Here is a 26,531-nt window from a genome sequence, read left to right on the forward strand (position 1 = left end):
CCTCCGAAACGGCAGGCGAACATGATGCTTCCGACATCGACATACCGCATTCAATTCCGCAACGGCATGACATTCGACCGGGCCATCGAATGTGTGCCCTATTTCAAAGCCCTTGGCATCAGCCATCTTTACGCTTCGCCGATCTTTGCCGCGACGAGAGGTTCGACGCATGGCTATGACGTAACCGATGTCAATGAAATCGAGCCGGCAATCGGCGGACGCCAGGGCTTTGACCGCTTGAGCCGGGCTTTGAAAGACGCCGGGCTCGGCCTCATCCTCGACATTGTCCCGAACCATATGGCCGCCTCGACGGAGAATCCCTGGTGGCGAAGCGTGTTGAAGCTCGGCCGGGAAAGCCCTTATGCGCGCCATTTCGATATCGACTGGAGCGAACGGCTCACCTTGCCGATCCTCGGCAAGCCGTTCAAGGATGCACTGTCTGATGGCGAGTTGCGGCTTAAGCGCGATCCGGAAAGCGGCGAACTTGTGCTTGGCTACTGCGATACGCTTTTGCCCTTGAACCCCGACAGCACCAATCTTGTTCCAGCAAGCGCAGATGAGCCGGCGTTGGTCGACCTCGCAATAGACGAAGAGCTGATCGTCAACCTACACCAGGCCCAGCATTGGCGGCTGACATATTGGAAAGAGGCGGCCAGACATCTGAGCTACCGGCGGTTTTTCGAAGTAACGGGTCTGGTCGGCCTGCGCGTTGAGGACGAGCAGGTTTTCGAAGATAGCCATCGGCTCGTTCTCGAACTCGTTCGGTCCGGGCAGGTAGAGGGTTTGCGGCTCGACCATATCGATGGCTTGGCCGATCCGAAGCAATATCTGCAAAGGTTGCGCGCTGAGACAGGATCCAAGATCTATATAATCGTCGAGAAGATCCTCGGCCATGACGAGACACTGCCCGCAAGCTGGCCGATCGCCGGGACCACCGGCTACGAATTCATTTCGGCACTCGGCCATCTCTTCGTCGACGGCGGCGGCCTGCAACAGCTGGGTACCGCCTATGCGAATATTGCCCCGGATATGGCCGATTTTACTGCTGGTCTTCGCGCGGCCAAGCAATTGATGGTGGAGCGGTACTTCGAAGGCGAGACGACGCGGCTGGTGAAGATCGTCCATGGGCTTTATCCCGACCTTGACCGCGCCGCTATTGTGGCAGCTATCCACGAATCGCTGATCGCCTTTCCCGTCTATCGCATCTATGGCAGCAAGGGTCCGCTTGAAGCACGCGATGCGGACGTGCTCAGCAGGGTCATTTCCAGCGCCGCTGAAAAGCTTGCCGACCGGCGAGCGATCGACGTTGTGGCAAGGCTATTGAAAGGCGGGGTACGGGAGGCAGCGGCGAAGGAATTCCGCCGCCGATTCCAGCAGTTGAGCGGACCAGTCATGGCCAAGGCAATGGAGGACACGCACTTTTATCGCTACAACCGGTTGCTCGCGGTAAACGAAGTCGGCGGCGACCCGGATATCAAGCCGGGAGGCGTCGAGGCTTTCCATGCGCTGATGCTTAAACGCGCGAAGCTTAATCCACACGGGCTTTCGGCGACATCGACGCACGATACCAAGCGCGGGGAGGATGCGCGTGCAAGGCTTTATACCTTGAGCGAAGGAGCCGATGTCTGGGCGCAGGCGGTGGAGCGCTGGCGCGAGATGAACCGCGACCGTCTGATCGAACTGCCGGGCGGGTTGACGCCGGAACCGAATGTCGAATGGATGCTCTATCAGGCGCTTGCCGGGATATGGCCGGAGGATTTCTTGAACGGAGAGGCCGAAGCGCTGATCGGGCGCTTCACGGCCTATGCGGAAAAGGCGATACGTGAAGCAAAGCTCGGCACGAACTGGAATGAGCCGCATGCCGGATACGAGGCAGCGGTCAAAGCTTATGCAACGGCGTTGCTTTCATCGACCAATCTCGTCTTCCATGAGGATTTCGGAGCGGTCATGCGCCCCTTCATCGAGACCGGTTATCTAAACAGCCTTTCACAGACGCTGATTAAGCTGATGGCGCCCGGCATTCCAGACATTTATCAAGGGGCCGAGCTTTTGGATTTGAGCTTCGTCGATCCTGATAACCGCAGGCCTGTCGACATGACGGCGTCGTTTGCCAGCCTCTCGGAACGAACGCCAATTGCAAGTCTGACGGTGCCCGCGCTGAAACAGCGCATCGTCCAAACCGGTCTTCATCTTCGAAAGCGGCAGCCGGAGCTTTTTGCGAAAGGCAACTATGTCCCCCTTAAGGTGTCAGGCGCGCGCAAGGATCATGTTGTCGCCTTTGCGCGAGAGTTGAACGGAACCTATGTCATGACCGTCGTTCCACGATGGATGCTCGGCTGGCTCGATCCAGGCGTTTTGTTCGCCGGCCCTGAATTCTGGAACGATACGGTAATTCAGGTGCCGGCCTTCCTTGAAGGTCGCCGCTGCGATCTCCTGACCGGCCAAGCCCTTGATCCGCGAGTCGAGCTGCCACTTTCGACCCTCCTTGGCAGCCAGCCTGTGGCGCTCATCGAACCTGTCGGAACCACAGAGGACCATGAAATTATCGCTTGACCTTCCAGTTGCGGGAAGGTTCATAAGCCTATCCACTGCCTGTCCGGGCAAAGGAGAAGCCTATGAATACACAAGATCATCATCATCACGGGATTAGCAATTGCTCTTCTCACCAAAGCCTGGACAATCTCGGCAAGGCCGCTGTGGCACGCGATCCCGTCTGCGGCATGACCGTTGATCCGCACGCGGGCAAGCCGAGCCTCAATTACCAGGGCCACACTTATCATTTCTGCAGCGACGGTTGCCGGGAGAAATTCGAAGCCACTCCGAATGATTATCTGACGGCGAAGGATCCGGTTTGCGGCATGTCCGTCGAACGCACGACAGCGCAGCATTTCCTGAAGCACGACGGCGATAAATTCTACTTCTGCTCGGCAAGGTGCAAGGCAAAGTTCGAGGCCGATCCAGAAATCTATCGTCAGGAAAAACGGCAGGGGCCGAAGCCTATGCCCAAGGGCACGCAATATACCTGCCCGATGCATCCGGAAGTCGTCAGCGATCACCCTGGTGACTGCCCGAAATGCGGCATGGCGTTGGAACCGATGGGTATTCCGCCGGCAGAAGGGGGGCCGAACCCGGAGCTTGCCGATTTCACGCGGAGGCTCTGGATAAGCGCGGCATTGGCCATTCCGCTGCTCGTGCTCGGCATGGGTCCGATGATCGGACTGCCGTTGCGCGATGCGATCGGCGAACCGCTGGTGAGTTTCACCGAACTCTTGCTCGCAACCCCTGTCGTGCTCTGGGCGGCCCTGCCCTTCTTCCGCCGGGCCTGGAACTCACTCCTCAACCGCAGTCCGAACATGTGGACGCTGATCGGCCTCGGCGTCGGTACCGCCTATGTCTACAGCGTCGTCGCGACACTTGCGCCCGGCCTTTTTCCCATGAGTTTCAGGGGCCATGGCGAGACGGTGCCTGTCTATTTCGAGGCAGCTGCCGTCATCGTGGCGCTGGTCTTCGTCGGCCAGGTGCTGGAACTGAAGGCGCGCGAGCGGACGGGCTCGGCCATTAGGGCACTGCTCGACCTTGCGCCAAAGACGGCGCGCCGCCTTAGTGCCGACGGCAGCGAAACGGACATCGAAGTGGACGACATCGCAAGCGGCGACCGGCTTCGGGTGCGGCCAGGCGAGCGCGTGCCGGTCGACGGGTCGGTCAGCGAAGGACAATCAACTGTCGATGAATCGATGATCACCGGTGAGCCGCTCCCCGTTGAAAAGACAAAAGGCGATGCTGTCACCGGCGGCACCATCAACCGCCACGGCACTTTCGTGATGACGGCCGAGCGCGTGGGCGCGGAAACAATGTTATCGCGTATCGTCGATATGGTCGCCAAGGCACAGCGCTCGCGTGCGCCAATCCAGGGCGCAGTTGACCGGGTCTCGGCCATCTTCGTACCTGCCGTCGTTGTAACAGCGATTGTTGCCTTCCTCGTCTGGGCCATTTTCGGGCCGGAGCCGTCGATGGCGCATGGACTGCTTGCCGCGGTTGCCGTGCTCATCATCGCTTGCCCGTGCGCACTCGGCCTTGCCACGCCGATGTCGATCATGATTGCGACCGGCCGGGGCGCGCAGGAGGGCGTGCTGGTCAAGGATGCTGAAGCACTGGAGCGTTTTTCGAAGGTCGATACCTTGATCGTCGACAAGACGGGCACGTTGACCGAAGGCAAGCCGCGTCTTACCGACGTCGTACCGATGGACGCCATCAGCGAGGAACGGCTGCTGCTGCTGGCGGCGAGCCTGGAGCGCGGTTCCGAACATCCGCTGGCCGAAGCGATCATTGCCGGCGCACAAGAGCGGAACGTCAAACTGGTTGATGTCACCGGCTTCGAGGCTGTGACCGGCAAAGGCGTAAAAGGCCATGCCGACAAGACGGCCGTGGCGCTTGGCAACGCCGCGATGATGAGCGATCTCGGCATCGATCCCGGGCCACTTGCCGAAAAAACCCGCGCCTTGCGTGACGAAGGCAAGACCGTAATGTTCGTCACCATCGATGGCAGCCTTGCGGGTTTCGTTGCGGTTGCCGATCGCATCAAGGCGACAACGGCCGAGGCGATCGGCGCGTTGCACGAAAGCGGGCTGCGCATCATCATGGCAACCGGCGACAACGAGCGCACAGCAAGCGCCGTCGCAAAAAGCCTCGGGATCGATGAAGTGCGCGCCGACGTTTTGCCGGAAGGCAAGAAGGCGCTGATCGACGAACTCCATGCAAAGGGCGCGGTCGTTGCAATGGCCGGCGACGGCGTGAATGACGCTCCGGCGCTTGCCGCTGCAGATGTCGGTATCGCCATGGGAACGGGCGCAGATGTCGCGATGGAAAGCGCCGGCATTACCTTGGTCAAGGGTGACCTCAACGGAATCGTGCGTGCCCGGCGGCTGGCAGAGGCGACGATGCGCAACATCCGCCAGAATCTCGGCTTCGCCTTCGGCTATAATGCGCTTGGCGTGCCCGTCGCCGCGGGCTTGCTCTACCCGGTCTTTGGCCTACTGCTCTCGCCGATGATTGCCGCAGCGGCCATGAGCCTGTCGTCGGTCTCCGTGATCGGCAACGCGCTGCGACTGAGGCTCCAGAAACTCTGAAAGGACAAGAGGATGAACATCGGCGAAGCATCGGACCGGTCCGGTCTGCCATCGAAGACCATCCGCTACTACGAGGATATCGGCCTGATCAGCCCCGGCAGGGGCGCAAACGGCTATCGTGACTATGCCGCAGCCGATGTCCATAAGCTGCGCTTCCTCCAGCGCTCGCGTGGCTTGGGTTTCTCCGTCGAGGAATGCCGCCAGCTTTTGGCGCTCTACGAAGACAAAAGCCGGGCAAGCGCCGATGTGAAGGAGATCGCACAAGGTAAGCTCAATGAGATTGATCGCAAGATCCGCGAGTTGATGGACCTGCGCCGGACGCTCGAGCATCTGGTGCATGCCTGCCATGGCAACGGCCGGCCGGATTGTCCAATTCTGGAGGAGTTGTCGGATGGAAAAACTGTCTAGACACCAGGACCATTTGTCGTGAGATCGGTCAGCGCGAAACCGGCATCCCTCGTCAGGATCGGCATCGTGCCTGCCTTTGCCGCCGCATAGTGAAAACCCTCTACCAGATTGAGCGCACTGTTGCGGTTAGGAACGATGGCGGCCCTTTTTTCAAGGCGCTGAGGGCAATGTCATTTTCGGTCACCGTTATCGATACGACTGCGATCTCTGCAAGCCGCAGAAATTCCCGGATCTGAGCCTCGGTTTCGGCCATCGGAATCTGTTTCTTGCGACAGATGGCGGCCGACGCCTCCCGTACAGCAAGCACGGACATGACGCGCTTGCATCAACAAGACGCAGGCCGTGCGGCGCGCACTTGAAACCGAGCTTCGCCGCACAGATGAAAGCTCTCTGCGTGAGCGTTTAAGGCCACTGCAGGACAAGATCGCCTCGTATCGGGATAGTGACGTCGTTCTCGCTAAGAAGTTTCCTCCATCAGCTAAAAAACTTCAGAAGAACTGGAATAAAATCTCACGGACAGTCGTATACTCAATCATGGAACGGACAGAACGGCCATTCGACGTCATCGGGCAGCTTGCGGCGCTGAGGCGCTATGCGCGTGCGTTGGTGCGCAATTCGGATGACGCCGAAGATCTTGTCCATGATGCGCTGGTGCGCGCCTTCGAGAAGCGGCAGAGCTTTAGGCGCGGCGGCAATCTGAGGACCTGGCTGCTTTCCATTCTCCACAACGTCCATATCGACCGGGTTCGTCAGAACCGGTCCATAACGCGCAGGCACGATAAGGCAGCCGTCGAGGCAGACCAGTCGCTGCCGGCGGGACAGGAACATGCGGTGCGTCTTCAGCAGGTTCGTGATGCTTTCTTCGACCTGCCGGAAGAACAGCGCGAAGCACTGCATCTCGTGGCGATCGAGGATCTTTCCTACCAGGAAGCCGCGGCCTCGCTCGGCATTCCGGTCGGAACGCTGATGTCGCGCATCGCGCGCGCCCGGGCCCAGCTTCGCGAATTCGAGGCAGCGACGCCGCGTGCCTCACACCTGAGGTTAATCGGAAGGAACGGCAATGAAAGCAGTTGATCCGATCATCGATGCCGATCTCGACGCCTATGTGGATGGCGAACTGGACGTGGCACGCCGCATCCAGGTGGAGTCTTATCTCTCCGAGAATCCGGCGATTGCCGCAAAGGTAATGGCCGATCTCAGCATCAAGGGCGAGCTGCGTCTGGCGCTCGCCGGAGAGAACGCCTTTGGCCGGATCGAGACCCGCGATGCCGCACGACGTCTGGAGCGGGGTCTTTCTTACGGCCGTATCCTTCATTCGGTTCAGCGAATTGCCGCCGTCGGCATCCTCGTGATGGCAGGCTGGGTGGCGCATACATCCTTTGGTGCCTTTACGGCGACGGAGGTGGCCGCATCCGTTCCGGCCCCGCCCTACGTCGAGGATGCGGTGCGCGCCTACCAGACAGCCAAGCTTCGCGAAACGATGCCTTCGCAGCCGGCGGCGCAATATAATGCCGACGACATTCGTGCGGCGACCGCAATCGCGATGCCGGAGCTCCCGAAAGACTGGAAGGTTTCCGATGTCCAGATCTTTCCGTCTGAGTTCGGCCCCAGTGTCGAAATGGCAATCCGGGAACCGGATGGGAAGCGGCTTTCGCTTTTTGCCGTGCGGCCCGGCGCGTTTGCTGTTCAGCCGGTCAGCCATCTGGCGCTCGACAATGCTGAAGCTGCTTACTGGCAGATCGGCGAGGTCGCCTATGCGCTGATTGCCAGTGACAAGGATCTTGAACTCGACCGGGCTGCCGAAGGGCTCGCCCGTTCGCTCTACTAGTGTCAACCCGAGGAGATTAACATGAATCCGAACAATCCGCGATACGGCTACGGCACCGCCGCAGGCTCGCAGGCTGTCTTCGACGAAGGCCTGCGCCAGCATATGCTGCGCGTTTACAACTACATGGGTCTCGGCCTGGTCATCACCGGGATCGTCGCCTTCATCGTCGGCAGCACGCCGGCCCTTTACGTGCCGATCTTCCAGTCGCCCTTGAAGTGGGTGGTGATGCTCGCGCCGCTTGCCTTCGTCTTCTTCTTCACGTTCCGCATCCAGACGATGTCGGCAAGTGCTGCGCAGATGACTTTCTGGGCGTTCTGCGCGGTCATGGGACTGTCGCTTGCCTCGGTGTTCCTGGTCTTTACCGGCACGAGCATCGCGCGCACTTTCTTCATCGCCGCGACGATGTTCGGCGCGACCAGTCTCTATGGCTACGCGACAAAGCGTGATCTTTCACGTTTCGGCTCGTTTCTCATCATGGGTCTGATCGGCGTCATCATCGCCAGCATCGTCAACCTCTTCCTGGGTTCGAGTGCGCTGCAGTTCGCCATTTCGGTGATCGGTATCGTCGTCTTCGTCGGCCTGACCGCCTGGGACACGCAGAACATCAAGGAACAGTTTTCGGAAAATCACGATCAGGAATCGAACCAGAAGCTTGCTGTCTTCGGCGCGCTCTCGCTCTATCTGAACTTCGTGAACATCTTCCAGCTCCTGCTGAACTTCACGGGCGAGCGGGAATAAAGACTGCGCTTCTGGGGGCAATGGAAGCGCAAGAACGCTCGGTCCGTAGTCTGTGACAGGATGGCGGGCCGGGCGTTCACTGAAAAAAAGACGGCCGGGCCACATGCCCGGCCGTCTTCGTTGTGTCAGATGATACCCCAGGCGCGGTAGCGTCCGCGGCCGGTGATTTCGCGGATGCCGATCTCGTTGAGAAGATTGAGTGCGCCCCGGCTCGTCACCCGCAACTGACGGGCAACCATCGTCGAGGAAACCATGGGCCGCGAAAGGACGAATTCCGCAAGCTGCGGCAGGCTGCTGTTCGAGCGGCGATCCCTGAACCGCAGTTCCATCTGGGTGCGGGCAAGGGATAAACGATCCATATCCTTCAGGCCGGTCGCCGCACTCTCACGCATTGCCTCCAGGAAGGCGAGCAGCCGCGTCGCCCGATCGCGCGAGCGGCGGCGCTCATGGCGGATTACCTTCAATCCGGCATAGAAGGAAAAGAGATGAGAGGTGACCTTGCCCCGCGATCGCAGATAGCTTGAAACCAGAAGGCCGCCCAGCCAGTGCTGACGCCGAAGCGGTTCGGTTCTCTCCCAGGCCTCGAAAAGGATGGCTGCGCCTAAGGCGGCAGGCAACTCCTCGGCAAGCGGAATGACCGCACGCCAATCGGATAGACGCTGGGCCTCGTCCCATTCATCGTCGCCGAACAGGCCAAGCGGATCGCCAGGCGTCTCCTTCGGCCTTTCTTCCACCTTTGAACCTCTGCCGAGATGAGTGTCGAGCAATCGCTGAGAGCGCGCGAGCACGGCGTCGATCTCGGCAAGTTCCATCGACAGCAGCGCTTCGCCTTCGTCCTTTTCCTCTTCAGGCGACGCCAGCCTTGCCTCGGGTGCGCGCCCGGCATCTTCTAGACCGGCGCCGGCAAGTACATTCAATCCGGCGCCACTCAGCGCCCAGATGGGGTCGGCCGTCCAGATGCGACGTCGTGCGCGCAGCACGGCATGGGCAATCGTCAGCTCGTGGCTCGGCGTCCGGCTGTCCATATGCGCGTCATGCAGCACCAGGTCTTCGACATGCACGAGTTCTCCGGCAACCCAGAGCGCGCCTGCAGCGTCGAAAAAGTGGCCGCGTTCGGCAAAACCAGCGCCGACCGGCGAACGGGCCACCCTCTCATCCAGCCTGGCCAGCATATCCTCCGCCAGCGCGAATGCGGGCAGCAGGCTCTTCAGCAGGGTATTGTCGATTTCGTAGCGCATCTTATCGGCCGGAAGTCATCTTGATGTTTACTTCCGCTATTTGTGGGATGATTCGCAATAGACCTGCTGCGAATTCTCAGGATGCCGGGCTGAAACGGGCAACGAGCGCATGGCGGTCGCCGGGATAGGTAAGGCGCACATGCGTCACAGGCCCGGCACTGCTCCAGGTGCGGCGCTCGATGACGAGGCAGGCCGCAGAGCGGGGAATGTCGAGTGCTGCGGCTTCCTCAGCACCAGCCGCAAACGCGTAAATCTTGTGCTCCGCCTTGCTCCACGGAACCTGTTTTAGAAGCCAGGGGCCAGGCGCGATTGCGCCGAAGTCGGCATCAATCGCTTCGGGAACGCTGCCAAGATTGATCAGGCGCTCTTCCAGACAGAAAGGCCGGGTCCCCGCAAAATGGACGCAAACGACCTCTTTAACGAGACCGCCGACCGGAAGATCGAGCTTGTCATCCGCCTTTGTTTTGCGGCTCGCGTTTTTTATGACCGAATAGGCGTACGGCAAGTTCAGCGATTGAACTTCTGCTTTGATGTCGTGGATTTCCAGCACAGCGGACTGCGACTGCGGCTGGGTGACGAAGCTGCCGGACTTCTTGCGGCGCTCGATCAACCCGGCCTTCGCCAACTGCGTCAGCACTTTGTTGACGGTCATTCGTGAGCAATCGTATTGCGCAGCGAGATCGACCTCGAACGGGATGCGAAAGCCCGGCGGCCACTCGCCCGAAACGATGCGACCTTCGATCTCGCTCAAAATGCGCTGATGCAGGGTCGGATCCTTGCTGCCGTTCATCATTCTCTCCGCGTCGCGCCACCTGCTCTATTGCGAATGCACCAGCAAGGAAAGACTTAGGCGGCAAGCATTTCGCCCATCGCAGCGAGGAAACGCCGACTGATCGCCTCACGCTGGCGATGACGGCCGCCTTCGACCTGTTTGCGGCCAACGGCCCAGAGGCAATCGACAGCGACGCTGCCGGCGAATATCCAGTGGTCGAGGATTTGATCATGTGCGAGATAAGGCACCTTGCTGCAATCAAGCGCGACGATATCCGCATAATTGCCTTCAGCGAGGCCAGCGGCAGCACCGAGCGCCGTACCACCACCTAAAAGCGCCTGATCGAACAGCGTGCGGCCCGTCGAGCCGTTGGTACCTGCAATCACGTTGCGGGCCTGAAGCACCAGGCGTTCGGAATATTCGAGCTGGCGGAGTTCCCCGGCAAGCGTAATCTGGACATTCGAGTCCGAACCAATGCCATAACGCCCGCCCTCTTCGAGAAAGATCGGCGCTGGAAAAACTCCGTCGCCGAGATTGGCTTCAGTGATGGGGCATAGACCGGCGACCGATCCGCTTTTGGCCATGCGCCGGGTTTCATCCTCGGTCATGTGGGTAGCATGGATGAGGCACCAGCTGCGGTCGACGGGCGCATGCTCAAGGAGCCACTCGATGGGTCTTGCGCCTGACCAAGCGATGCAATCGTCCACTTCCTTGACCTGTTCGGCGACGTGGATGTGGACCGGACCGCCTTCTGCAAGCGGCAGGAGCTTTGCCAACTCATCAGGCGTGACGGCGCGAAGGCTGTGTGGCGCAATACCAATCTTTGCGCCTTCCAGCTTGCGGGCGATCATGTGAGCTCGCTCCATCAGCTTTCCGAAGCTCTCAAGCGAGTTGATGAAGCGCCGCTGGCCCTCGAGGGGAGCAGCACCGCCGAAGCTCGAATGCGCGTAAAAGACCGGCAGCAATGTCAGGCCGATACCGGCCGTCTCGCTCGCCGCGCCGATGCGTTCCGCCAACTCCGCAATATTGGCATAAGGGCTTCCGTCCTTGTCATGATGCAGATAGTGGAATTCGCCGACGCGCGAAAAGCCGGCTTCAAGCATTTCCATGTAAAGCTGTGCGGCAACGGCCTCGACATGCTGCGGCGTCATCGAAAGCGCGAACCTGTACATGACCGCCCGCCAACTCCAGAAGCTGTCATTTGCAGGACCACGGACTTCAGCAAGGCCCGCCATGGCACGCTGGAATGCATGGCTGTGCAGGTTGGGCATCGCGGGAACAAGGAGGTTGTGGCACTCGTCGCTCACCTCGGCCTTCGCGCCGACCTCAACCTTCGCGATAAGGCCGCCATCAATTGTGAGACGCACGTCGCTTTGCCACCCCTCAGGCAGGAGCGCAGTCGCCGCATGAAGTATCGTCATCGCCTTTTCCCTTACTGTTGGGCCTTCCATCTTTCTTTTCCATGGAAACGCCCAAATTTCCACTTGTCACCCGATTATTATGTATATACATGTTTCGACCTAAGGAAAGGCGTAAAGCTGATGAGCGGGAACAAACTTTTTGCGCGGGAGCAGAGACCGAGCCTCTGGCGAAATGGCCGGCTCGCGACGCTCGATCCGGGTCAGCCGGGGCTGGGTATTGTTGAAAAAGGCGCGATCGTCACGGAAAACGGCCGAATCCGCTATGCCGGCCCGGAGGGCGAATTGCCGGTTTCCGTCATCGAACGTGCCGAAATCATCGACCTTGAGGGCCGCTGGGTGACGCCGGGGCTCGTCGATTGCCACACCCACATCGTTCATGGCGGTAACCGGGCGCGCGAATTCGAAATGCGCCTCGACGGCGCCACCTATGAAGAGATTGCCCGCGCCGGCGGTGGCATCGTCTCCTCGGTCAAGGCGACGAATGCGCTTTCTGTCGAAGGCCTTGTGCAAGCTTCCCTGCCCCGCCTCGATACGTTGCTTTGCGAGGGGGTGACGACGATCGAGATCAAGTCGGGCTACGGCCTCAGCATCGCTGGCGAAGTCAAGATGCTGGAGGCTGCCCGTGTTCTCGGCAGTATGCGGCCGGTGCGCGTCAAGACGAGCTATCTCGGCGCTCATGCCACACCCGCCGAATACAAGGACCGAAATCGCGACTATATAGCCGAAATCGTGCTGCCCGCTCTCGATGAGGCACACGCCAAAGGCCTTGTCGATGCCGTCGACGGGTTCTGCGAAGGCATAGCCTTCTCAACGGAAGAGATCGGCCTTGTCTTTGATCGCGCCGAGGCGCTTGGCCTTCCGGTGAAGCTGCATGCCGAGCAGTTGTCCAATCTCGGCGGAGCTGCACTTGCCGCTGATTATGGTGCGCTTTCGGCGGATCATCTCGAGTATCTCGACGATGACGGCGTGGTCGCCATGGCGGCAGCCGGAACCGTCGCGGTGCTGCTGCCCGGCGCATACTATTCCATCAATGAAAAACAGAAACCACCCGTGAAGGCGCTGCGCGCAGCCGGTGTTCCGATCGCGCTCGCGACGGATTGCAACCCGGGCACATCACCTCTCACCTCCCTGCTTTTGACGATGAATATGTCGGCGACGCTCTTCGGCCTGACGGTTGAGGAGTGTATTGCAGGGGTCACACGTGAAGGCGCTCGCGCACTCGGCATTGTTGCCGAAACGGGAACAATACAGGCGGAAAAATCCGCCGATCTTGCCATCTGGGAGATCGAAAGCCTGGCCGAACTTGTCTATCGCATCGGCTTCAACCCGCTCTTTGCGCGTGTCTTCAAGGGCGAAAGGATCGACCGTTGACCATCATTCTCCACCCAGGTTCCGTTTCGCTGAAACAGCTGGAAAAAATTTACTGGACCGGCGAACCGGCAGAACTCGATCCCGCATTTGATGCCGGCATAAACAAGGCGGCGGCGCGCATAGCAGAGATCGCCGCCGGCAATGCGCCCGTCTACGGCATCAATACCGGCTTCGGAAAACTCGCTTCGATTAAGATCGACAGTGCCGATGTCGCCACACTTCAGCGCAATCTCATCCTCTCGCATTGCTGTGGTGTGGGCGCGCCGCTGCCCGAAAATATCGTGCGTCTCGTCATGGCGCTGAAGCTCGTGTCACTCGGCCGCGGCGCCTCCGGCGTGCGACTGGAGCTAGTGCGGCTGATCGAAGCAATGCTCGACAAGGGCGTCATACCGGTCATTCCGGAGAAAGGTTCTGTCGGCGCCTCGGGCGATCTTGCGCCGCTTGCCCATCTGGCGGCCGTGATGATGGGAGAGGCCGAAGCCTACTTCAAAGGCGAGCGGCTTCCAGGCGCACAAGCCTTGAACAAAGCGGGCCTTACGCCGGTCGTTCTCGCCGCAAAAGAAGGCCTTGCGCTGATCAACGGCACGCAGACCTCAACCGCACTTACACTTGCCGGCCTGTTCCGTGCGCATCGTGCCGCCCATGCGGCCCTGATCACCGGCGCCATGTCCACCGATGCGGCCATGGGCTCTTCGGCACCGTTCCATCCGGATATCCACACGCTTCGTGGTCATCGCGGCCAGATCGACACGGCCGCGGCTTTGCGGGCGCTGCTTGAAGGCTCCATTATCCGTGAAAGCCATATTGAGGGTGACGAGCGGGTGCAGGACCCCTATTGCATTCGTTGTCAGCCGCAAGTCGATGGCGCCTGCCTCGATCTTCTCCGCTCGGTCGCGCGCACGCTCGAAATCGAATCCAATGCAGTGACCGACAATCCGTTGGTGCTTTCCGACAACTCCGTCGTTTCCGGCGGCAACTTCCATGCGGAGCCGATCGCCTTTGCCGCCGATCAGATCGCGCTTGCGGTCTGCGAGGTCGGTGCAATTTCGCAGCGCCGTGTCGCGCTACTCGTCGACCCGGCTCTATCTTACGGGCTTCCAGCCTTCCTCGCCAAGAAGCCAGGGCTCAATTCCGGTTTGATGATAGCAGAGGTCACCTCTGCCGCGCTGATGTCCGAAAACAAGCAGATGTCGCATCCAGCTTCCGTCGACTCGACGCCGACTTCGGCGAACCAGGAAGACCATGTTTCCATGGCCTGCCATGGTGCACGCCGTCTGTTGCAGATGACCGAAAACCTCTTCGGCATCATCGGCATCGAGGCATTGACGGCCGCACAAGGCGTAGAATTACGCGCACCGCTTGCGACCAGCCCTGAACTGCAAAAGGCGATCGCTGCCATCCGCAATGTGGTGCCGACGCTGGAGGTCGATCGCTACATGGCGGGCGATCTGCAAGCCGTCAGCGAACTTGTTGCAAGCGGCGCATTGAACGCGTCGGTTTGCGAAAACATCCTTCCGTCCCTGGAGATTTGAGATGACCAATCCCCGTCATAACATCCGCGAAATCCGGGCACCTCGCGGACCGGAGCTCATTGCCAAGAGCTGGATGACCGAAGCGCCGCTTCGCATGCTGATGAACAATCTAGATCCTGATGTGGCGGAAAATCCGAACGAACTCGTCGTCTATGGCGGCATCGGCCGCGCCGCCCGCACCTGGGAGGATTTCGACCGCATCGTCGCGACGTTGAAGACGCTTACCGAAGACGAGACGCTTCTGGTACAGTCCGGCAAGCCGGTCGGCGTCTTCCGCACACACAAGGACGCACCGCGCGTCCTGATCGCCAATTCCAACCTCGTGCCGCACTGGGCGACGTGGGATCACTTCAACGAGCTCGATAAGAAGGGCTTGGCGATGTATGGTCAGATGACGGCAGGCTCATGGATCTATATCGGCACACAAGGCATCGTCCAGGGGACCTATGAAACCTTTGTCGAGGCGGGCCGGCAGCATTATGGCGGCAACCTCAAGGGCAAATGGATTCTGACCAGTGGCCTTGGCGGCATGGGTGGCGCGCAGCCGCTCGCTGCCGTCATGGCAGGTGCCTGCTGCCTTGCCGTCGAGTGCAATCCGGACTCGATCGATTTCCGCTTGCGTACCCGATATCTCGATGCCAAGGCCGAAACGCTGGACGAAGCCCTCGAGATGATCGGCGGCTGGACCAAGGCAGGCGAAGCCAGATCGGTCGGTCTTCTCGGCAACGCCGCCGAAATCCTGCCCGAAATGGTCCGCCGCGGCATCCGTCCGGATATTGTCACTGACCAAACGTCAGCGCACGATCCGATCAACGGCTATCTACCGAAAGGATGGACGATCGCGCAATGGAAAACGATGCGCGAAAGCGATCCGAAGGCGGTCGAAAGAGCGGCTCGCGCCTCTATGCGCGAGCATGTCGAAGCGATGATCGCATTCTGGGATGCAGGTATTCCGACGCTCGATTACGGCAACAATATCCGACAGGTTGCTCAAGATGAGGGTCTCGAAAACGCCTTCGCTTTCCCCGGCTTTGTGCCCGCCTATATCCGCCCGCTCTTTTGCCGCGGCATCGGTCCCTTTCGCTGGGCAGCCCTCTCGGGCGATCCGGAGGATATCTACAGGACCGACGCCAAGGTGAAGGAATTGCTGCCGGACAACGAGCACCTGCACAACTGGCTGGACATGGCCCGAGCGCGTATCGCCTTCCAGGGTCTGCCGGCGCGCATCTGCTGGGTCGGCCTAGGCGAGCGCCATCGTCTCGGCCTTGCCTTCAACGAGATGGTGAAGAGCGGCGAGTTGAAGGCGCCGATCGTGATCGGCCGCGACCACCTCGATTCCGGCTCGGTTGCATCACCGAACCGCGAGACGGAAGCGATGAAGGATGGTTCTGATGCCGTCTCCGACTGGCCGCTGTTGAACGCTCTTTTGAACACCGCCTCCGGCGCAACTTGGGTTTCGCTCCATCATGGCGGCGGCGTCGGCATGGGCTATTCGCAGCATTCAGGCATGGTCATCTGCTGCGACGGCACCGACGATGCGGCGCGCCGCATCGAACGCGTGCTTTGGAACGACCCGGCAACCGGGGTCATGCGCCATGCCGACGCGGGCTACGATATCGCGCTCGATTGTGCCAAGGAGAAGGGGTTAAGGCTGCCGGGGATCTTGGGGGATTGAACCATGCAGATCCTTCGCGCGGCCAATCACCGGCGCATGCCCTGGAAGAACGGCGGCGGCGAGACAGTGGAAGTCGCCGTTTCCCCGCAGGGTGCAACCCTCGGCGATTTCGACTGGCGGGTCAGCATGGCCACGGTTGCTATCGACGGACCGTTTTCGATCTTTCCCGGCATCGACCGCACACTTTCAATCCTGTCCGGCAGGGGCATGACGCTGGAGATCGACGCGCTTGAGCCGTTGCGCTTGACGCAGCAGAGCCCGCCATTTGCTTTTGCAGCCGACATTGCCGTAACGGCACAGCTTGTCGCGGGGCCGATCACCGACCTCAATGTCATGACGCGGCGCGACGGCTTTAAGCACAAGGTCGAAAGGGTGCATATCGAGCGGCGTTGGAGCGGCTCTCTACCGGCCGCAATATCGCTTGTACTGTGTCACGAAGGCGAAGCAGCATTCGGGTTGGCCGAAGAAAGCGGGATGATTTATGCCGGCGACGTATTGATGATCGAGGCTCATTGCCGCCCCGCTTTGATGCTTGCTGGTGCCGCGACCTGCTATTTGATCAGCATCACAGCCATCTGAAGCCACGACGATTTCCTCGGATTTCGAGGTGGTCGAGACATGCATCAACCGCGCGGCCGATGTGCGATCCGCACTCGAGTTCTCGTCGACGTCTCCCACCGCCTCGACAATGCGGGGCAGATGCGCGCTCTTGCAGGCACACGACAAAGGTCCCCTCTCCTTCGAGCCTTTCGCAGCCGAACTGTCTGTCGGCAAAGCTCTGAGCGTGGATGGCGAGCCGGCATTCCGGCTCGCTATTGCCTGCCCCTGAACCGCCGTTGATAGGCGGCGTCATAAAGGGCGCTTTCGCGAAAATCGCGGGCAGCAAGCGTTGGACCGACGAAGATGATCGCCGTGCGCTCGATCGGCTCCATGGCGACCCTCGCCTCGATGTCAGCAAGCGTGCCATGCAGGACGCGCTCGTCCGGCCAGGAGGCTTTGACGACGATCGCAACAGGACAATCAGCGCCATAAAGCGGTGTCAGTTCTTCGACGACCTGGCTGAGCGCATGAATTGCCAGATGGATTGCAAGCGTCGAACCCGTCGCGCCAAACCTGGCAAGCGTTTCTTCATTCGGCATCGGCGAAGCGCGGCCCGAGACGCGGGTCAGCACCAGGCTCTGGGCAACGGCCGGAATTGTCAGTTCCCGGCCAAGTGCGGAGGCCGCAGCAGCAAAGGCCGGAACGCCCGGTGTCATCGTGTAGGCGATGCCATGCTTCTGAAGGCGCCGAACCTGCTCAGCAACAGCGCTCCAGACGGAAAGATCGCCGGAGTGCAGACGAGCGACATCCTCCCCGGCGCTGGCCGCACGCAGATATTCCGCCTCGATCTCATCGAGCGACATCGGCGCGGTATCGATGACGCGCGCATCCGGCGGGCAATATTTGAGCAGTTCCGGGGATACGATCGATCCGGCATAAAGGCATACCGGGCATCTGCCAATGAGGTCGCGGCCGCGAACGGTGATGAGATCGGCTGCACCTGGGCCTGCTCCGATGAAGTGAACCGTCATTTCTAGTCCTTGATCCAGCGCCATTGCACCACGGGCATTGCCGGGCGCCAGCCGCTCATTGCGCCGATGGGGCCGGCTCGGGAAATCTCGATCCTTGTCAGGAAACCGCCGCGCCTGGCTTGTTCGGCAAGCAGCACGGCCTCCATTTCCAGTGTCACCGCGTTGGCAACAAGGCGTCCGCCGCTTTTGAGCGACACGATTGCGGCATCCATGACGCCCGGTTCGCTGCCGCCTCCGCCAACAAATATGGCGTCAGGTTCGGGCAATCCACTCAATGCCGCAGGGGCTGCTCCCTCGACAACGGCAAGGCCGGGCACGCCGAACGCTGAAGCATTGCGCGCGATCCGGCTGACGCGCTCTGGCGATTGCTCGATGGCGACCGTCTTCAGTGATGGGTCGCGGAGCATCCACTCGATGCCGATCGAACCCGAGCCGGCCCCGATATCCCACAGCAGTTCCCCATGGCGCGGCGCAAGTGCCGACAGCGTCAGAGCGCGGATTTCACGCTTGGTGATCTGCCCGTCGTGTTCAAAGAGTTCGTCGTCCAGGCCGGTGGCAAAAGACAGGACGCGAGCTTCTTTTCCTGTCTTGACCTCGACGGCGCAGACATTGAGAGGGTTGATATCTCGAAACTGGAAGTCTTCTGCGGACGTGCTGAGGATACGCTCGCGCGCGCCGCCCAGTGCCTCCAGAACAGTTATGCGTGAATGGCCAAAGCCGCTGTTTGACAACAGCGAAGCCAGTTCCCCGGGCCCCTCCCCGTCGGAAGTCAGCGCAATAATGCGTCGTCCGGGATGAAGATGCGGGCGGATGAGATGGATGGAACGGGCATGAAGCGAGAGGCAGGCGGTTTCCTGCAAGGGCCAGCCGAGACGCGACGCGGCCATGCTGAAGGCCGACGGAGCTGGAATGGTGCGCATCTCCTCAGCATTCACATGCCGCGAGAGTGTTGCGCCGATACCAAAAAGAAATGGGTCACCGGATGCGAGTACGACGACCGGTGTGCCGCGCCGCCTAAGGATCGCATCGATCGACGTCTCAAAAGGGCTTTGCCAGACGAGCCTCTCGCCGGCAATCAGATTACCCATCAGCGCATGGTGCCGTTCACCGCCGAAGACGGCGGGCGCGGCCAGGATCAGCCGCTTGGCGTGATCGCCAAGTCCTTCTGGACCATCCTCGCCGATACCGATAATGGTTAGCCAGGGTTTCGGGGTGTGGCTAGGCATATCAGACATGGCAAAAATCCGCGTACTGATACTGGGCGGAACGAGCGAAGCGCGGGCCTTGGCGCAGATGCTCTCCAAGAGGGCCGGGTTTGACATCCTGCTGTCTTTGGCCGGCCGCACGGAAAAACCGTCTATCCAGCCTGTACCCGTTCGTATTGGCGGTTTTGGCGGAGCTGAGGGCCTTGCTTCCTTCCTGCGCGACGGAGGATTTGACCTTCTCGTCGATGCGACACATCCCTTTGCCGCCCGCATCTCCACCAACGCCTCCGCCGCAGCACGACTTTCCAAGATTGCGGCACTTGCCCTTCGCCGGCCCGAATGGATCGAGCGGCCGGGCGACATATGGACCGCGAGCAGAAACATTCCGCAGGCAATCGCCGCGCTCGGGCCCGTCGCCCGCCGCGTCTTCCTGGCGATCGGGCGTCAGGAGGCGCATTATGCCGAGGCGGCTGCACATCATTTCTATCTCGTTCGTAGCGTCGACCCCGTCACCCCGCCGCTCAATATTGCGAACGTCGAATATATTCTCGATCGCGGCCCCTTCGATGCGGAGGGCGAGGCAGCGCTTCTTGCCTCTCACCGCATCGATGCGATCGTTGCCAAAAATAGCGGCGGCGCGGCGACCTACGCGAAAATCGTGGCGGCTCGTCATCTCGGCATTGAAGTCTTCATGATCGCCCGTGCGCCCGCGCCCGCCATGGCAGCGGTCGAAACCGTCGAGAAAGCGCTCGACGTGATCGGTCACTTGTTTCCTCCCGCCATGGAACGAGGGGTATAGACGAGTTCGGGCCTGCCGCCGCCAGAAATAATCCGTGTTTCCGGCGAACCGATGATGATGCAGGTCGCCATATCCGCCACCGAAGCGTGAGCGTCACCGAGCGGCTGAATTATGATCCGCTCATCGGGGCGTCCGGCGGCGCGGCCGAAGATCACCGGCGTCTGCCGCGGCAGATGTGCGCGCAGCAGCTCAAAGGCCTTGCCGAGCTGCCAGGGCCGCGCTTTGCTGACCGGATTGTAAAGCGCGATCACGAAGCCCGCCTTGGCGGCCAATGTCAGGCGCTTTTCGATGATATCCCAGGATTTGAGGTTATCCGAAAGTGAGATCGCGCAGAAATCGTGGCCGAGCGGGGCGCCGACACGCGCTGCAACCGCAAGCATTGCGGTAATGCCCGGAACGACGACCAGCTCGATGGAACGCCACTGCGCCGGACCTGTGTCGATTGCCTCGCAGACTGCCGCGGCCATGGCGAAAACACCGGGATCGCCGCCGGAGACGATACAGACCTTGCGGCCGCCTGCCGCCATCGTCAAAGCATCCCCTGCCCGCCTCATCTCCTCGCGATTGTCAGAGGGGTGACGGTTTTGATGGGCGCCGAGCTGCAGCCGGTCGAGATAGGGACCATAGCCGAAGAAATCGGTCGATGCCGAAACGGCTGAATGCGCTTCCGGCGTCATCTGCTCTGGGTTGCCAGGACCAGTGCCAATGACAAACAGGATTCCACTCATCGGTTTGCCTCCCAGCCTGGCACCAGCACAAGCGAGAAATACGGCGCGTCACCCTCCGGCCGTTCCGCAAGCTTCAGCATGGCGGCATTCGCCATCGTCCCACGCTCGACATAGACGGCTTGGCCGAGACGCCCAGCCGCTTCAAGAGCGCGGCGAATCTTCGGAAGATTGCGGCCGACCTTCATAATGACGGCTGCCTGGGTATCGCCAAGCCGCCGCGTCAGTTCTGCTTCCGCCATGGTGCCCGGCAGAACGGAAAGCACATCGTCGCCTTGGACGATCGGCATGCCGGCAAGCGACCAGCAACCGGACATGGCGCTGATGCCCGGGATCACCTCGGTAGGATAGCGATCGGCGAGGCGCACATGCAGGTGCATATAAGATCCGTAGAACATCGGATCGCCTTCGCTGAGGACCGCAACGGTTTTTCCCGCATCGAGGTAGGCTGCGACCACGGCTGCAGAACTATCGTAGAAGGCGGTGATCTGGCTTTGATAGAGCACTTCGCTCTTTTCGATTTCAGTGGTAACCGGATAATAGAGCGGCAGCAGTTCTGTCTCGGGACCGATCAGGTGCTGGACAACCGCTCGGCCGTTGCCGGCCCTGCCCTGTTTGGCGAAATAAGCGATGACGTCCGCAGCTTCGATCGCCTTCTTTGCCTTGATGGTCAGCAGATCCGGGTCACCTGGACCTGTGCCGACGCCGATCAGACGGCTGGGTCTGCTCATAGTCCCGACCTCGCCAGCGCGTTGATTGCGGCCGCCGTCATCGCACTGCCGCCGAGGCGGCCGCGAACGATCGCAAAGGGCACGCCATAAGAATTTTCCGCCAACGCGTCCTTGGATTCTGCCGCGCCTACGAAGCCGACCGGCATGCCGATGATGGCAGCCGGCTTTGGTGCGCCGCCGCGCAGCAGTTCAAGAAGGTGGAAAAGTGCCGTTGGAGCATTGCCTATCGCGACAACGCTTCCGGCCAGACGATCGACCCAAAGGTCGATGGCCGCCGCCGAACGCGTGTTGCCGCTTGCTTCTGCCATTTTCGGGGTGCGCGGGTCGCGCAAAGTGCAGATCACGTCATTCCTTTGTGGCAGCCTGGCGCGTGTGATTCCATGCGCCACCATCTCTGCGTCGCAGAAGATTGGCGCGCCTTTTTTGAGCGCGCCGCGCGCTGCAAAGACGAAATCCGCAGAGAAGTCGAAATGTGTGGCGGCTTCGACCAGCCCGCAGGCATGAATCATGCGCACGGCAATCTCGGCCTCGTCCGGCGAAAAGCGCGAGAGGTCCGCTTCGCTGCGGATAATCGCAAAGGAGCGCTCGTAGATCGCCTCGCCGCTGCGGATATAATCGTAATCTGGCATACTTATTCCTGTTTCAGCGCCTTCACGATCGTCTGGAGGCCGAGCCGCGTCAGGCAGGCAGCAGCCGATTCATCAGCGCTCTTGTTCTCCCCGACAAGCCGGGCGAGCTTCTCTATAGCGAAATCAATCTCGCCGCCAGCAATCGTTGCATCGGGCCTGTCGCCTGCATGTCCGCTCAACACAATACCATAACCGCTCGGCATTCCAGTCAGCGCCAGCGCCGGTCGCGGATGAGCGCATCCCTTGGAACAACCCGAGAGATGAAACGTCAGCGATCCATCGAAAAGATCCGGTGAATGCCGCAGTAAATGCTGTGCCCGCATCCTTGTTTCATAAAGGCCAGAGGCGCAGGCGCCCGCCCCGGCGCATGCCGCAATATTTGCAGATGGATCATTCGGATCGGAGCTAAAGCCATACTCCTTTGCAGCTGTCTGCAAGGCCTTCGCGTGCTCTGTGCTGCAGCCCGTCACGAGGAACTGGCGGCCCGGTGCCAGGCGTATTTCCGCTGCACCGAGGCGTTCGGTTTCTTCCAGAAATCTTGACAGGTCGCTTGCCTTCATCTGGCCGAAACGCGGTCTGAGGCCAAGGATCCGACTGTGGTCGCAGAGCTGATGAAGGCCAGGCCCCGGCATTTCCGCATGTGGCCCGGTGGCAAATTGCGCTTCCATTGCTGGAAACACATCGCGCAATGCAAGCAGTCCAATGTCGCGCGTTCGAGAATTCTTGCCAATTTCCATCAGCATCGCCAGCAATTGCCCAACCGCCCGGGTGACGTCATCCGCTGAACCGATACAAACCGTTTTTGCCGTCTTTGCATCACCGTTTATGGCGACCAGCCAGCGGCCCGCGTCCAGAGCGACAACGCGGATATCGGCCGAAAGGCTGGATAGACCGAAATATCCTCCACCGTCGACGATGATTGAGAGCTTCGGGGCCAAAAATGGTGAAGACAGCGCGATCTTGAGCTCATCTCGCAGCCGGGCTTCGATCGCGGCGGCACTTCCTATCTCACCCGGGTCGATGCCATGCAGCGGCGATAGCTCGATCGGCGGACCTGCTGGCACAAGGATCCCAGCCGCAACAACATCAGAGGCGAGCCGCCCGATAGTTTCCGGCCGCAGGCCGCGGACTTGCAGACTTCCCCGCGCAGAAATTTCCAGAAGGCCATTGCCGTATGCCGCTGCGGAGGCTGCAAGCATATTCAATTGCGAAGGCGTTAGCGCGCCGCCGGCCGGCCGCAACCGTACAAGAAGGCCGTCGCCGGTCGCCATGGGTGCAGCAAGTGTCGGACAGGCGCCTCGGCGCGGGCCTGGTGCAGCAATGACGCGCCCTTCCATGTCGATCTCTTTTTCGCCGGCAAGGCCCATGGCTCGTCCTTTCATCCATGCCCCTACGGGGCGGCACCCTTGGGTTAAAGAGCCCGGACTAATCCTCTGGACTAATCCTGAAAATCGCGACCTTTGCGCAACAGGTAGATATCCATGATCCAACCGTGCCGTTCGCGCGCTTCGGCCCGAGTCCTTACGATGTCATCGGCGACGTCGCCGAGCCGCCCGGCACGGATGATTTCGTCCTGCGTGCCAAGATAGGCTCCCCAGAAGATCTCCGCATCCGGGTCGTCGATCTTCGTAAACGCCTGGATGCCGTCGAGCATTACAACCGTACTTTCCGTCTTAAGCCCCTCTTCGGCAAGCCTTCGGCCGGTCGTAATCTCCACCGACTTGCCGACGAGACTGATAGGAATGCGGTGGCTGGCGGCAAGCGCCTGAATGCTGGTAATGCCCGGGATGACGGTGAGATCGAATTCCACTTTATCCCGCACCCGTTCCAGGATGCGCAATGTGCTGTCGTAAAGGCTTGGATCGCCCCATACGAGGAAAGCAGCCGTGCCATTCTCAGGCAAATCGCTGATCAGCCGACGATAGGTGGCAGCAATCGCGGCGTGCCATTCATCGACGCTTTGCCCATAGCTGCGCTCCTTCGTCTCGCGAAGAGGCACCGCAAATTCGATGATCTTGCCATCCGCCTGCTTGAGATACCGCTCACAGATTGCGCGGCGGACATCTGCAAGCTCTTCTTTCTGTGCACCTTTTGTGGGAATGAAGACTAAATCGGCACCATTCATGGCATTGATCGCCTGAATGGTCATGTGCTCCAGGTTCCCGGTGCCGATGCCGATCGCGTAAATATGCTTCACTGAGCCTCCTTGCGGTCTTGCGCCGTTAGGCGATCAAAAGCGCGGTGCCGTAGAGCCCAATGGCAAAGACGGTATGCGCGATCAGATTGAGCGCGCGCACCTTGTTCGGGTTCGGCGTCTTCGACGCGGCCCAGCCGATGCCAAGCCCGGGCTGCAGCAGGAACCAGCCGGCCCCGACCGTGACAATACCAAGGATCCAGGCGGGGAGGAAGGTCGGCGCTGCCAGCCAGGATGGCCCCGTGATGGCCGCAAGAGCAAGGCCATAGATGATGCCGGTGGCATAATGGCCGATCCACCCGAGTGCCAGCTCGTGCCGATAGGGCTCTGCATTGGCGATACTGTCGTGGAATACCTTGCCGCGCCCGAGATGCCAGAACCACCGTCCGACAGGCGCCCAGTTGGCAGGCGCCTGACCGAGGGCCTGGAAAAGGACGATTGCCCAAATGTCCATGAGGATCGTCGCGCCGATCCCCATTGCAATGCCACGCCAAAAAATATCGAACATGAAGAAGATCCAGAGTCGTAAATTGCTGGACTGTCTTAAACACGCGCGGCAAGCCCTGCAACAGCGCTCTTACACTTGCACCGGATCCCTGCGAAAACGGCGCATTTCAATTGATCGGAACGATGACTACCCCTAAGTTCCGGCCAAAAGGGAGAGTGCGCAATGAAGCTCGATCACACAGCCACGGGCGTCTATGCCATCGCAGCAACGCCGTTTCATCCGGACGGACGGCTGGACACGGTGTCGGTCGACCGGCTCACCGATTTCTATCTCGGGTGCGGCGTGAGCGGGCTTACCATTCTCGGAATCATGGGCGAAGCACCGAAGCTTGACCCGCAGGAGTCGCTTGCAATCACCCGGCAGGTCGTGAAGCGCGCCGGCGTCCCGGTGATCGTCGGCGTCTCGGCGCCGGGCTTTGCGGCGATGCGCTCGCTTGCGCGTGGCGCCATGGATATTGGTGCTCAGGGCGTCATGATCGCCCCACCGCCGTCGCTTCGGACGGACGATCAAATCATCGGCTACTATGCCCAGGCGGTCGAGGCGATCGGCGAGGATATTCCTTTCGTCATCCAGGACTATCCGCTGACGCTGACCGTGGTGATGACGCCTGGCGTCATCCAGAAGATCGTTAACAATCATCCATCCTGCGTGATGCTGAAGCACGAAGACTGGCCGGGGCTTGAGAAGATTTCCCGGTTGCGGGCAGCGCAAAAGGCGAGCGAAATGCGCGATATTTCGATCCTTTGTGGCAACGGCGGATTGTTTCTCGATTTCGAGATGGAGCGCGGCGCCGATGGCGCGATGACTGGTTACGCCTTCCCGGACATGCTGGTCGACGTCGTGAATTTCCAGCAGGCCGGAAACCGGGAGGCGGCACATGACCTCTTCGATGCGCATCTGCCGCTCGTTCGCTACGAGCAGCAGCAGGGCGTTGGCCTTGCCATACGCAAATATGTTCTCAAAAAGCGCGGCGCGATCGCCAGCGATTCCCAGCGCAAGCCCGCGGGAAGCATTTCGGAGAGGGCAAAGGCAGAGATCGATTACCTCCTTTCACGCGTTGCAAGATACGACAAGCGCGCGGCGTTCAGGACCTAGCCCGCCTCTTCCGTTCGGCGCTCTATGTTTCTCGATCGTTTTTTGAGCCGGACTAATATGCTCAATGTGTAGCAATCTTGCTCGTGATGGCTAGGCATTGGTTGGCCTCGGCGATGGCGGCAATCATCATGTCGAAAGCGCTTCGTGATCGACTGGAGATTTTGCCATCCGACATGAGTCGCGCCCAGATCGGCCGTTCTCTTTTCATCACGTGACAGCACGCGGCCAGCAGAAAGAGCCTGCGTTCCGTCTGGGCATGGTGACCAGTGGGGCTGAGCTCGGCCATGCAACCAAATTGCCGCAGCCGTGGTTTGCTCGATTGAGAGCAGTGACAAACGGTGTATAGTAGTTTCAGAAAATTCTGAAATCGTAGAAAAACGGAATCGCCAATGAATCTTCCGCCGCTCGTTCAATCCTTCGTTCTGCATTTTGGTGAGATGGGCTCGCGTTGGGGCATCAATCGCACGGTCGGCCAGATCTATGCGCTTCTTTACGTTTCGCCCTCGTCGCTTTGCGCCGACGAGATCGTCGACGCGCTCGGCATCTCAAGATCGAATGTTTCGATGAGCCTGCGGGAGCTGCAGGCATGGAACCTTGTACTTTTGAAGCATAGACCTGACGACCGCAGGGATTTCTTCACTACGCCTGACGATGTCTGGCTCATCCTGCGCACGCTTGCTGAAGAGCGCAAGAAGCGCGAGGTCGATCCGACACTCTCGGTTCTGCGTGAAATCCTCATGCAAAGGCCGGCGAGCGAAGCCGAACGCTTCGCCCAGGAGCGGATGAGCGAAATGCACGGCCTGATCGAGCAGCTGACGCATTGGTATGAGGACGTGAAACAACTTGAAACAGAGCGCCTCGCAACGCTACTCTCTTTGGGAGCAAAGGTTACGAAGCTTCTTGAAGCCAAGGACCGGGTGGTTTCACTCGGCCGTGGCCGACGGCCTGCGAACAAGAGCTAGCGC

Annotated in this window: 24 protein-coding genes; 13 read left to right on the plus strand and 11 right to left on the minus strand. The window is 60.3% G+C overall.

Annotated elements, in window-relative coordinates:
- Positions 1-21: 21 nt before the first annotated feature.
- The 6 genes from treY to RGR602_RS29140 all read left to right on the plus strand — a co-directional run bounded on the left by treY (position 22) and on the right by RGR602_RS29140 (position 8,100).
- Positions 22-2,553, plus strand: a complete 2,532-nt coding sequence (gene treY / locus RGR602_RS29110; protein ID WP_040115482.1) for a malto-oligosyltrehalose synthase — start codon at positions 22-24, stop codon at positions 2,551-2,553.
- A 62-nt stretch (positions 2,554-2,615) separates the two neighbouring features.
- A complete protein-coding gene (locus RGR602_RS29115; RefSeq protein WP_040115483.1) occupies positions 2,616-5,126 on the plus strand; it encodes a heavy metal translocating P-type ATPase in 2,511 nt (836 codons plus the stop codon).
- A 12-nt stretch (positions 5,127-5,138) separates the two neighbouring features.
- Positions 5,139-5,534 (plus strand): Cu(I)-responsive transcriptional regulator, encoded by a 396-nt coding sequence (gene cueR, locus RGR602_RS29120; protein WP_040115484.1) that lies wholly within the window; start codon positions 5,139-5,141, stop codon positions 5,532-5,534.
- 534 nt (positions 5,535-6,068) lie between these two features.
- The gene (locus RGR602_RS29130; protein WP_040115486.1) at positions 6,069-6,608 is read left to right on the plus strand and encodes a sigma-70 family RNA polymerase sigma factor; all 540 of its coding nucleotides are present in this window, start codon (positions 6,069-6,071) and stop codon (positions 6,606-6,608) included.
- Positions 6,595-7,362: an anti-sigma factor family protein gene (locus RGR602_RS29135; RefSeq protein WP_040115487.1), complete on the plus strand. Its 768-nt coding sequence runs from the start codon at positions 6,595-6,597 to the stop codon at positions 7,360-7,362. The genes RGR602_RS29130 and RGR602_RS29135 overlap by 14 nt, the downstream gene beginning before the upstream one ends.
- Positions 7,363-7,383: 21 nt before the next feature.
- Positions 7,384-8,100, plus strand: a complete 717-nt coding sequence (locus RGR602_RS29140) for a Bax inhibitor-1/YccA family protein (protein ID WP_040115488.1) — start codon at positions 7,384-7,386, stop codon at positions 8,098-8,100.
- A 125-nt stretch (positions 8,101-8,225) separates the two neighbouring features.
- On the opposite strand, the gene RGR602_RS29145 is transcribed toward RGR602_RS29140, so the two are convergent.
- From RGR602_RS29145 to RGR602_RS29155, 3 genes are all read right to left on the minus strand, one after another.
- A complete protein-coding gene (locus RGR602_RS29145; RefSeq protein ID WP_040115489.1) occupies positions 8,226-9,338 on the minus strand; it encodes an RHE_PE00001 family protein in 1,113 nt (370 codons plus the stop codon).
- Between the two features lie 76 nt (positions 9,339-9,414).
- Entirely contained in the window at positions 9,415-10,128 is a 714-nt protein-coding gene (gene hutC / locus RGR602_RS29150) for a histidine utilization repressor (protein ID WP_040115490.1), read from the minus strand.
- 56 nt (positions 10,129-10,184) lie between these two features.
- Positions 10,185-11,531: a formimidoylglutamate deiminase gene (locus RGR602_RS29155; protein ID WP_040116579.1), complete on the minus strand. Its 1,347-nt coding sequence runs from the start codon at positions 11,529-11,531 to the stop codon at positions 10,185-10,187.
- A 120-nt stretch (positions 11,532-11,651) separates the two neighbouring features.
- On the opposite strand from RGR602_RS29155, the gene hutI reads away from it, so the two are divergent.
- From hutI to RGR602_RS29175, 4 genes are read left to right on the plus strand one after another with little or no spacing between them, the layout of a single operon-like run.
- A complete protein-coding gene (hutI, locus tag RGR602_RS29160; RefSeq protein WP_040115491.1) occupies positions 11,652-12,902 on the plus strand; it encodes an imidazolonepropionase in 1,251 nt (416 codons plus the stop codon).
- On the plus strand, positions 12,899-14,434 hold the full coding sequence (gene hutH, locus RGR602_RS29165; protein ID WP_040115492.1) for a histidine ammonia-lyase: 1,536 nt from the start codon (positions 12,899-12,901) through the stop codon (positions 14,432-14,434). The genes hutI and hutH overlap by 4 nt, the downstream gene beginning before the upstream one ends.
- 1 nt (position 14,435) lies before the next feature.
- Positions 14,436-16,109: a urocanate hydratase gene (hutU, locus tag RGR602_RS29170; RefSeq protein WP_040115493.1), complete on the plus strand. Its 1,674-nt coding sequence runs from the start codon at positions 14,436-14,438 to the stop codon at positions 16,107-16,109.
- Positions 16,110-16,112: 3 nt separating this feature from the next.
- Complete coding sequence (locus RGR602_RS29175; protein WP_040115494.1) at positions 16,113-16,688, plus strand: HutD/Ves family protein; 576 nt, start codon at positions 16,113-16,115, stop codon at positions 16,686-16,688.
- A 233-nt stretch (positions 16,689-16,921) separates the two neighbouring features.
- On the opposite strand, the gene cobM is transcribed toward RGR602_RS29175, so the two are convergent.
- Together cobM and RGR602_RS29190 are read right to left on the minus strand one after the other, a co-directional pair.
- Positions 16,922-17,680 (minus strand): precorrin-4 C(11)-methyltransferase, encoded by a 759-nt coding sequence (gene cobM / locus RGR602_RS29185; RefSeq protein WP_040115496.1) that lies wholly within the window; start codon positions 17,678-17,680, stop codon positions 16,922-16,924.
- Positions 17,681-17,682: 2 nt separating this feature from the next.
- Positions 17,683-18,915 carry a bifunctional cobalt-precorrin-7 (C(5))-methyltransferase/cobalt-precorrin-6B (C(15))-methyltransferase gene (locus RGR602_RS29190; protein ID WP_040115497.1) on the minus strand — a complete coding sequence of 411 codons (1,233 nt, stop codon included), beginning with the start codon at positions 18,913-18,915 and terminating at the stop codon, positions 17,683-17,685.
- Between RGR602_RS29190 and RGR602_RS29195 the strand changes: the two genes are divergently transcribed.
- On the plus strand, positions 18,914-19,684 hold the full coding sequence (locus tag RGR602_RS29195; protein ID WP_040115498.1) for a cobalt-precorrin-6A reductase: 771 nt from the start codon (positions 18,914-18,916) through the stop codon (positions 19,682-19,684). The genes RGR602_RS29190 and RGR602_RS29195 overlap by 2 nt on opposite strands.
- On the opposite strand, the gene RGR602_RS29200 is transcribed toward RGR602_RS29195, so the two are convergent.
- From RGR602_RS29200 to RGR602_RS29225, 6 genes are all read right to left on the minus strand, one after another.
- Complete coding sequence (locus tag RGR602_RS29200) at positions 19,648-20,412, minus strand: precorrin-3B C(17)-methyltransferase (protein WP_040115499.1); 765 nt, start codon at positions 20,410-20,412, stop codon at positions 19,648-19,650. The genes RGR602_RS29195 and RGR602_RS29200 overlap by 37 nt on opposite strands.
- Entirely contained in the window at positions 20,409-21,140 is a 732-nt protein-coding gene (locus tag RGR602_RS29205; RefSeq protein WP_040115500.1) for a precorrin-2 C(20)-methyltransferase, read from the minus strand. The genes RGR602_RS29200 and RGR602_RS29205 overlap by 4 nt, the downstream gene beginning before the upstream one ends.
- Positions 21,137-21,769, minus strand: a complete 633-nt coding sequence (locus RGR602_RS29210; RefSeq protein WP_040115501.1) for a precorrin-8X methylmutase — start codon at positions 21,767-21,769, stop codon at positions 21,137-21,139. The genes RGR602_RS29205 and RGR602_RS29210 overlap by 4 nt, the downstream gene beginning before the upstream one ends.
- A gap of 2 nt (positions 21,770-21,771) precedes the next feature.
- The gene (gene cobG / locus RGR602_RS29215) at positions 21,772-23,136 is read right to left on the minus strand and encodes a precorrin-3B synthase (protein WP_170250728.1); all 1,365 of its coding nucleotides are present in this window, start codon (positions 23,134-23,136) and stop codon (positions 21,772-21,774) included.
- Positions 23,137-23,207: 71 nt separating this feature from the next.
- Positions 23,208-23,966 carry a precorrin-6A synthase (deacetylating) gene (gene cobF / locus RGR602_RS29220; protein ID WP_040115503.1) on the minus strand — a complete coding sequence of 253 codons (759 nt, stop codon included), beginning with the start codon at positions 23,964-23,966 and terminating at the stop codon, positions 23,208-23,210.
- Between the two features lie 25 nt (positions 23,967-23,991).
- A complete protein-coding gene (locus RGR602_RS29225; RefSeq protein WP_040115504.1) occupies positions 23,992-24,471 on the minus strand; it encodes a DUF2938 domain-containing protein in 480 nt (159 codons plus the stop codon).
- 162 nt (positions 24,472-24,633) lie between these two features.
- Here RGR602_RS29225 and RGR602_RS29230 point away from each other — a divergent pair, with 162 nt between their 5' ends.
- Both RGR602_RS29230 and RGR602_RS29240 read left to right on the plus strand, forming a co-directional pair.
- The gene (locus tag RGR602_RS29230; RefSeq protein ID WP_040115505.1) at positions 24,634-25,566 is read left to right on the plus strand and encodes a dihydrodipicolinate synthase family protein; all 933 of its coding nucleotides are present in this window, start codon (positions 24,634-24,636) and stop codon (positions 25,564-25,566) included.
- Positions 25,567-25,955: 389 nt separating this feature from the next.
- On the plus strand, positions 25,956-26,528 hold the full coding sequence (locus tag RGR602_RS29240; protein ID WP_040115506.1) for a GbsR/MarR family transcriptional regulator: 573 nt from the start codon (positions 25,956-25,958) through the stop codon (positions 26,526-26,528).
- Positions 26,529-26,531: the final 3 nt, after the last annotated feature.

The sequence above is a fragment of the Rhizobium gallicum bv. gallicum R602sp genome (assembly GCF_000816845.1).
Taxonomy (GTDB): domain Bacteria; phylum Pseudomonadota; class Alphaproteobacteria; order Rhizobiales; family Rhizobiaceae; genus Rhizobium; species Rhizobium gallicum.

What these genes read in the sequence shown, in the direction of transcription:
- RGR602_RS29130 (WP_040115486.1), top strand. Translation starts at nt 6,069, where the DNA reads ATGGAACGGACAGAACGGCCATTCGACGTCATCGGGCAGCTTGCGGCG.
- RGR602_RS29230 (WP_040115505.1), top strand. Translation starts at nt 24,634, where the DNA reads ATGAAGCTCGATCACACAGCCACGGGCGTCTATGCCATCGCAGCAACG.
- RGR602_RS29155 (WP_040116579.1), bottom strand. Translation starts at nt 11,531, where the DNA reads ATGACGATACTTCATGCGGCGACTGCGCTCCTGCCTGAGGGGTGGCAA.
- RGR602_RS29145 (WP_040115489.1), bottom strand. Translation starts at nt 9,338, where the DNA reads ATGCGCTACGAAATCGACAATACCCTGCTGAAGAGCCTGCTGCCCGCA.
- RGR602_RS29115 (WP_040115483.1), top strand. Translation starts at nt 2,616, where the DNA reads ATGAATACACAAGATCATCATCATCACGGGATTAGCAATTGCTCTTCT.
- RGR602_RS29200 (WP_040115499.1), bottom strand. Translation starts at nt 20,412, where the DNA reads ATGAGTGGAATCCTGTTTGTCATTGGCACTGGTCCTGGCAACCCAGAG.
- cobM (WP_040115496.1), bottom strand. Translation starts at nt 17,680, where the DNA reads ATGACGGTTCACTTCATCGGAGCAGGCCCAGGTGCAGCCGATCTCATC.
- cueR (WP_040115484.1), top strand. Translation starts at nt 5,139, where the DNA reads ATGAACATCGGCGAAGCATCGGACCGGTCCGGTCTGCCATCGAAGACC.
- RGR602_RS29190 (WP_040115497.1), bottom strand. Translation starts at nt 18,915, where the DNA reads ATGTCTGATATGCCTAGCCACACCCCGAAACCCTGGCTAACCATTATC.
- RGR602_RS29205 (WP_040115500.1), bottom strand. Translation starts at nt 21,140, where the DNA reads ATGAGCAGACCCAGCCGTCTGATCGGCGTCGGCACAGGTCCAGGTGAC.
- hutC (WP_040115490.1), bottom strand. Translation starts at nt 10,128, where the DNA reads ATGAACGGCAGCAAGGATCCGACCCTGCATCAGCGCATTTTGAGCGAG.
- hutI (WP_040115491.1), top strand. Translation starts at nt 11,652, where the DNA reads ATGAGCGGGAACAAACTTTTTGCGCGGGAGCAGAGACCGAGCCTCTGG.
- RGR602_RS29140 (WP_040115488.1), top strand. Translation starts at nt 7,384, where the DNA reads ATGAATCCGAACAATCCGCGATACGGCTACGGCACCGCCGCAGGCTCG.
- treY (WP_040115482.1), top strand. Translation starts at nt 22, where the DNA reads ATGATGCTTCCGACATCGACATACCGCATTCAATTCCGCAACGGCATG.
- RGR602_RS29225 (WP_040115504.1), bottom strand. Translation starts at nt 24,471, where the DNA reads ATGTTCGATATTTTTTGGCGTGGCATTGCAATGGGGATCGGCGCGACG.
- hutU (WP_040115493.1), top strand. Translation starts at nt 14,436, where the DNA reads ATGACCAATCCCCGTCATAACATCCGCGAAATCCGGGCACCTCGCGGA.
- RGR602_RS29210 (WP_040115501.1), bottom strand. Translation starts at nt 21,769, where the DNA reads ATGCCAGATTACGATTATATCCGCAGCGGCGAGGCGATCTACGAGCGC.
- RGR602_RS29240 (WP_040115506.1), top strand. Translation starts at nt 25,956, where the DNA reads ATGAATCTTCCGCCGCTCGTTCAATCCTTCGTTCTGCATTTTGGTGAG.
- RGR602_RS29135 (WP_040115487.1), top strand. Translation starts at nt 6,595, where the DNA reads ATGAAAGCAGTTGATCCGATCATCGATGCCGATCTCGACGCCTATGTG.
- RGR602_RS29175 (WP_040115494.1), top strand. Translation starts at nt 16,113, where the DNA reads ATGCAGATCCTTCGCGCGGCCAATCACCGGCGCATGCCCTGGAAGAAC.
- cobG (WP_170250728.1), bottom strand. Translation starts at nt 23,136, where the DNA reads ATGGGCCTTGCCGGCGAAAAAGAGATCGACATGGAAGGGCGCGTCATT.
- RGR602_RS29195 (WP_040115498.1), top strand. Translation starts at nt 18,914, where the DNA reads ATGGCAAAAATCCGCGTACTGATACTGGGCGGAACGAGCGAAGCGCGG.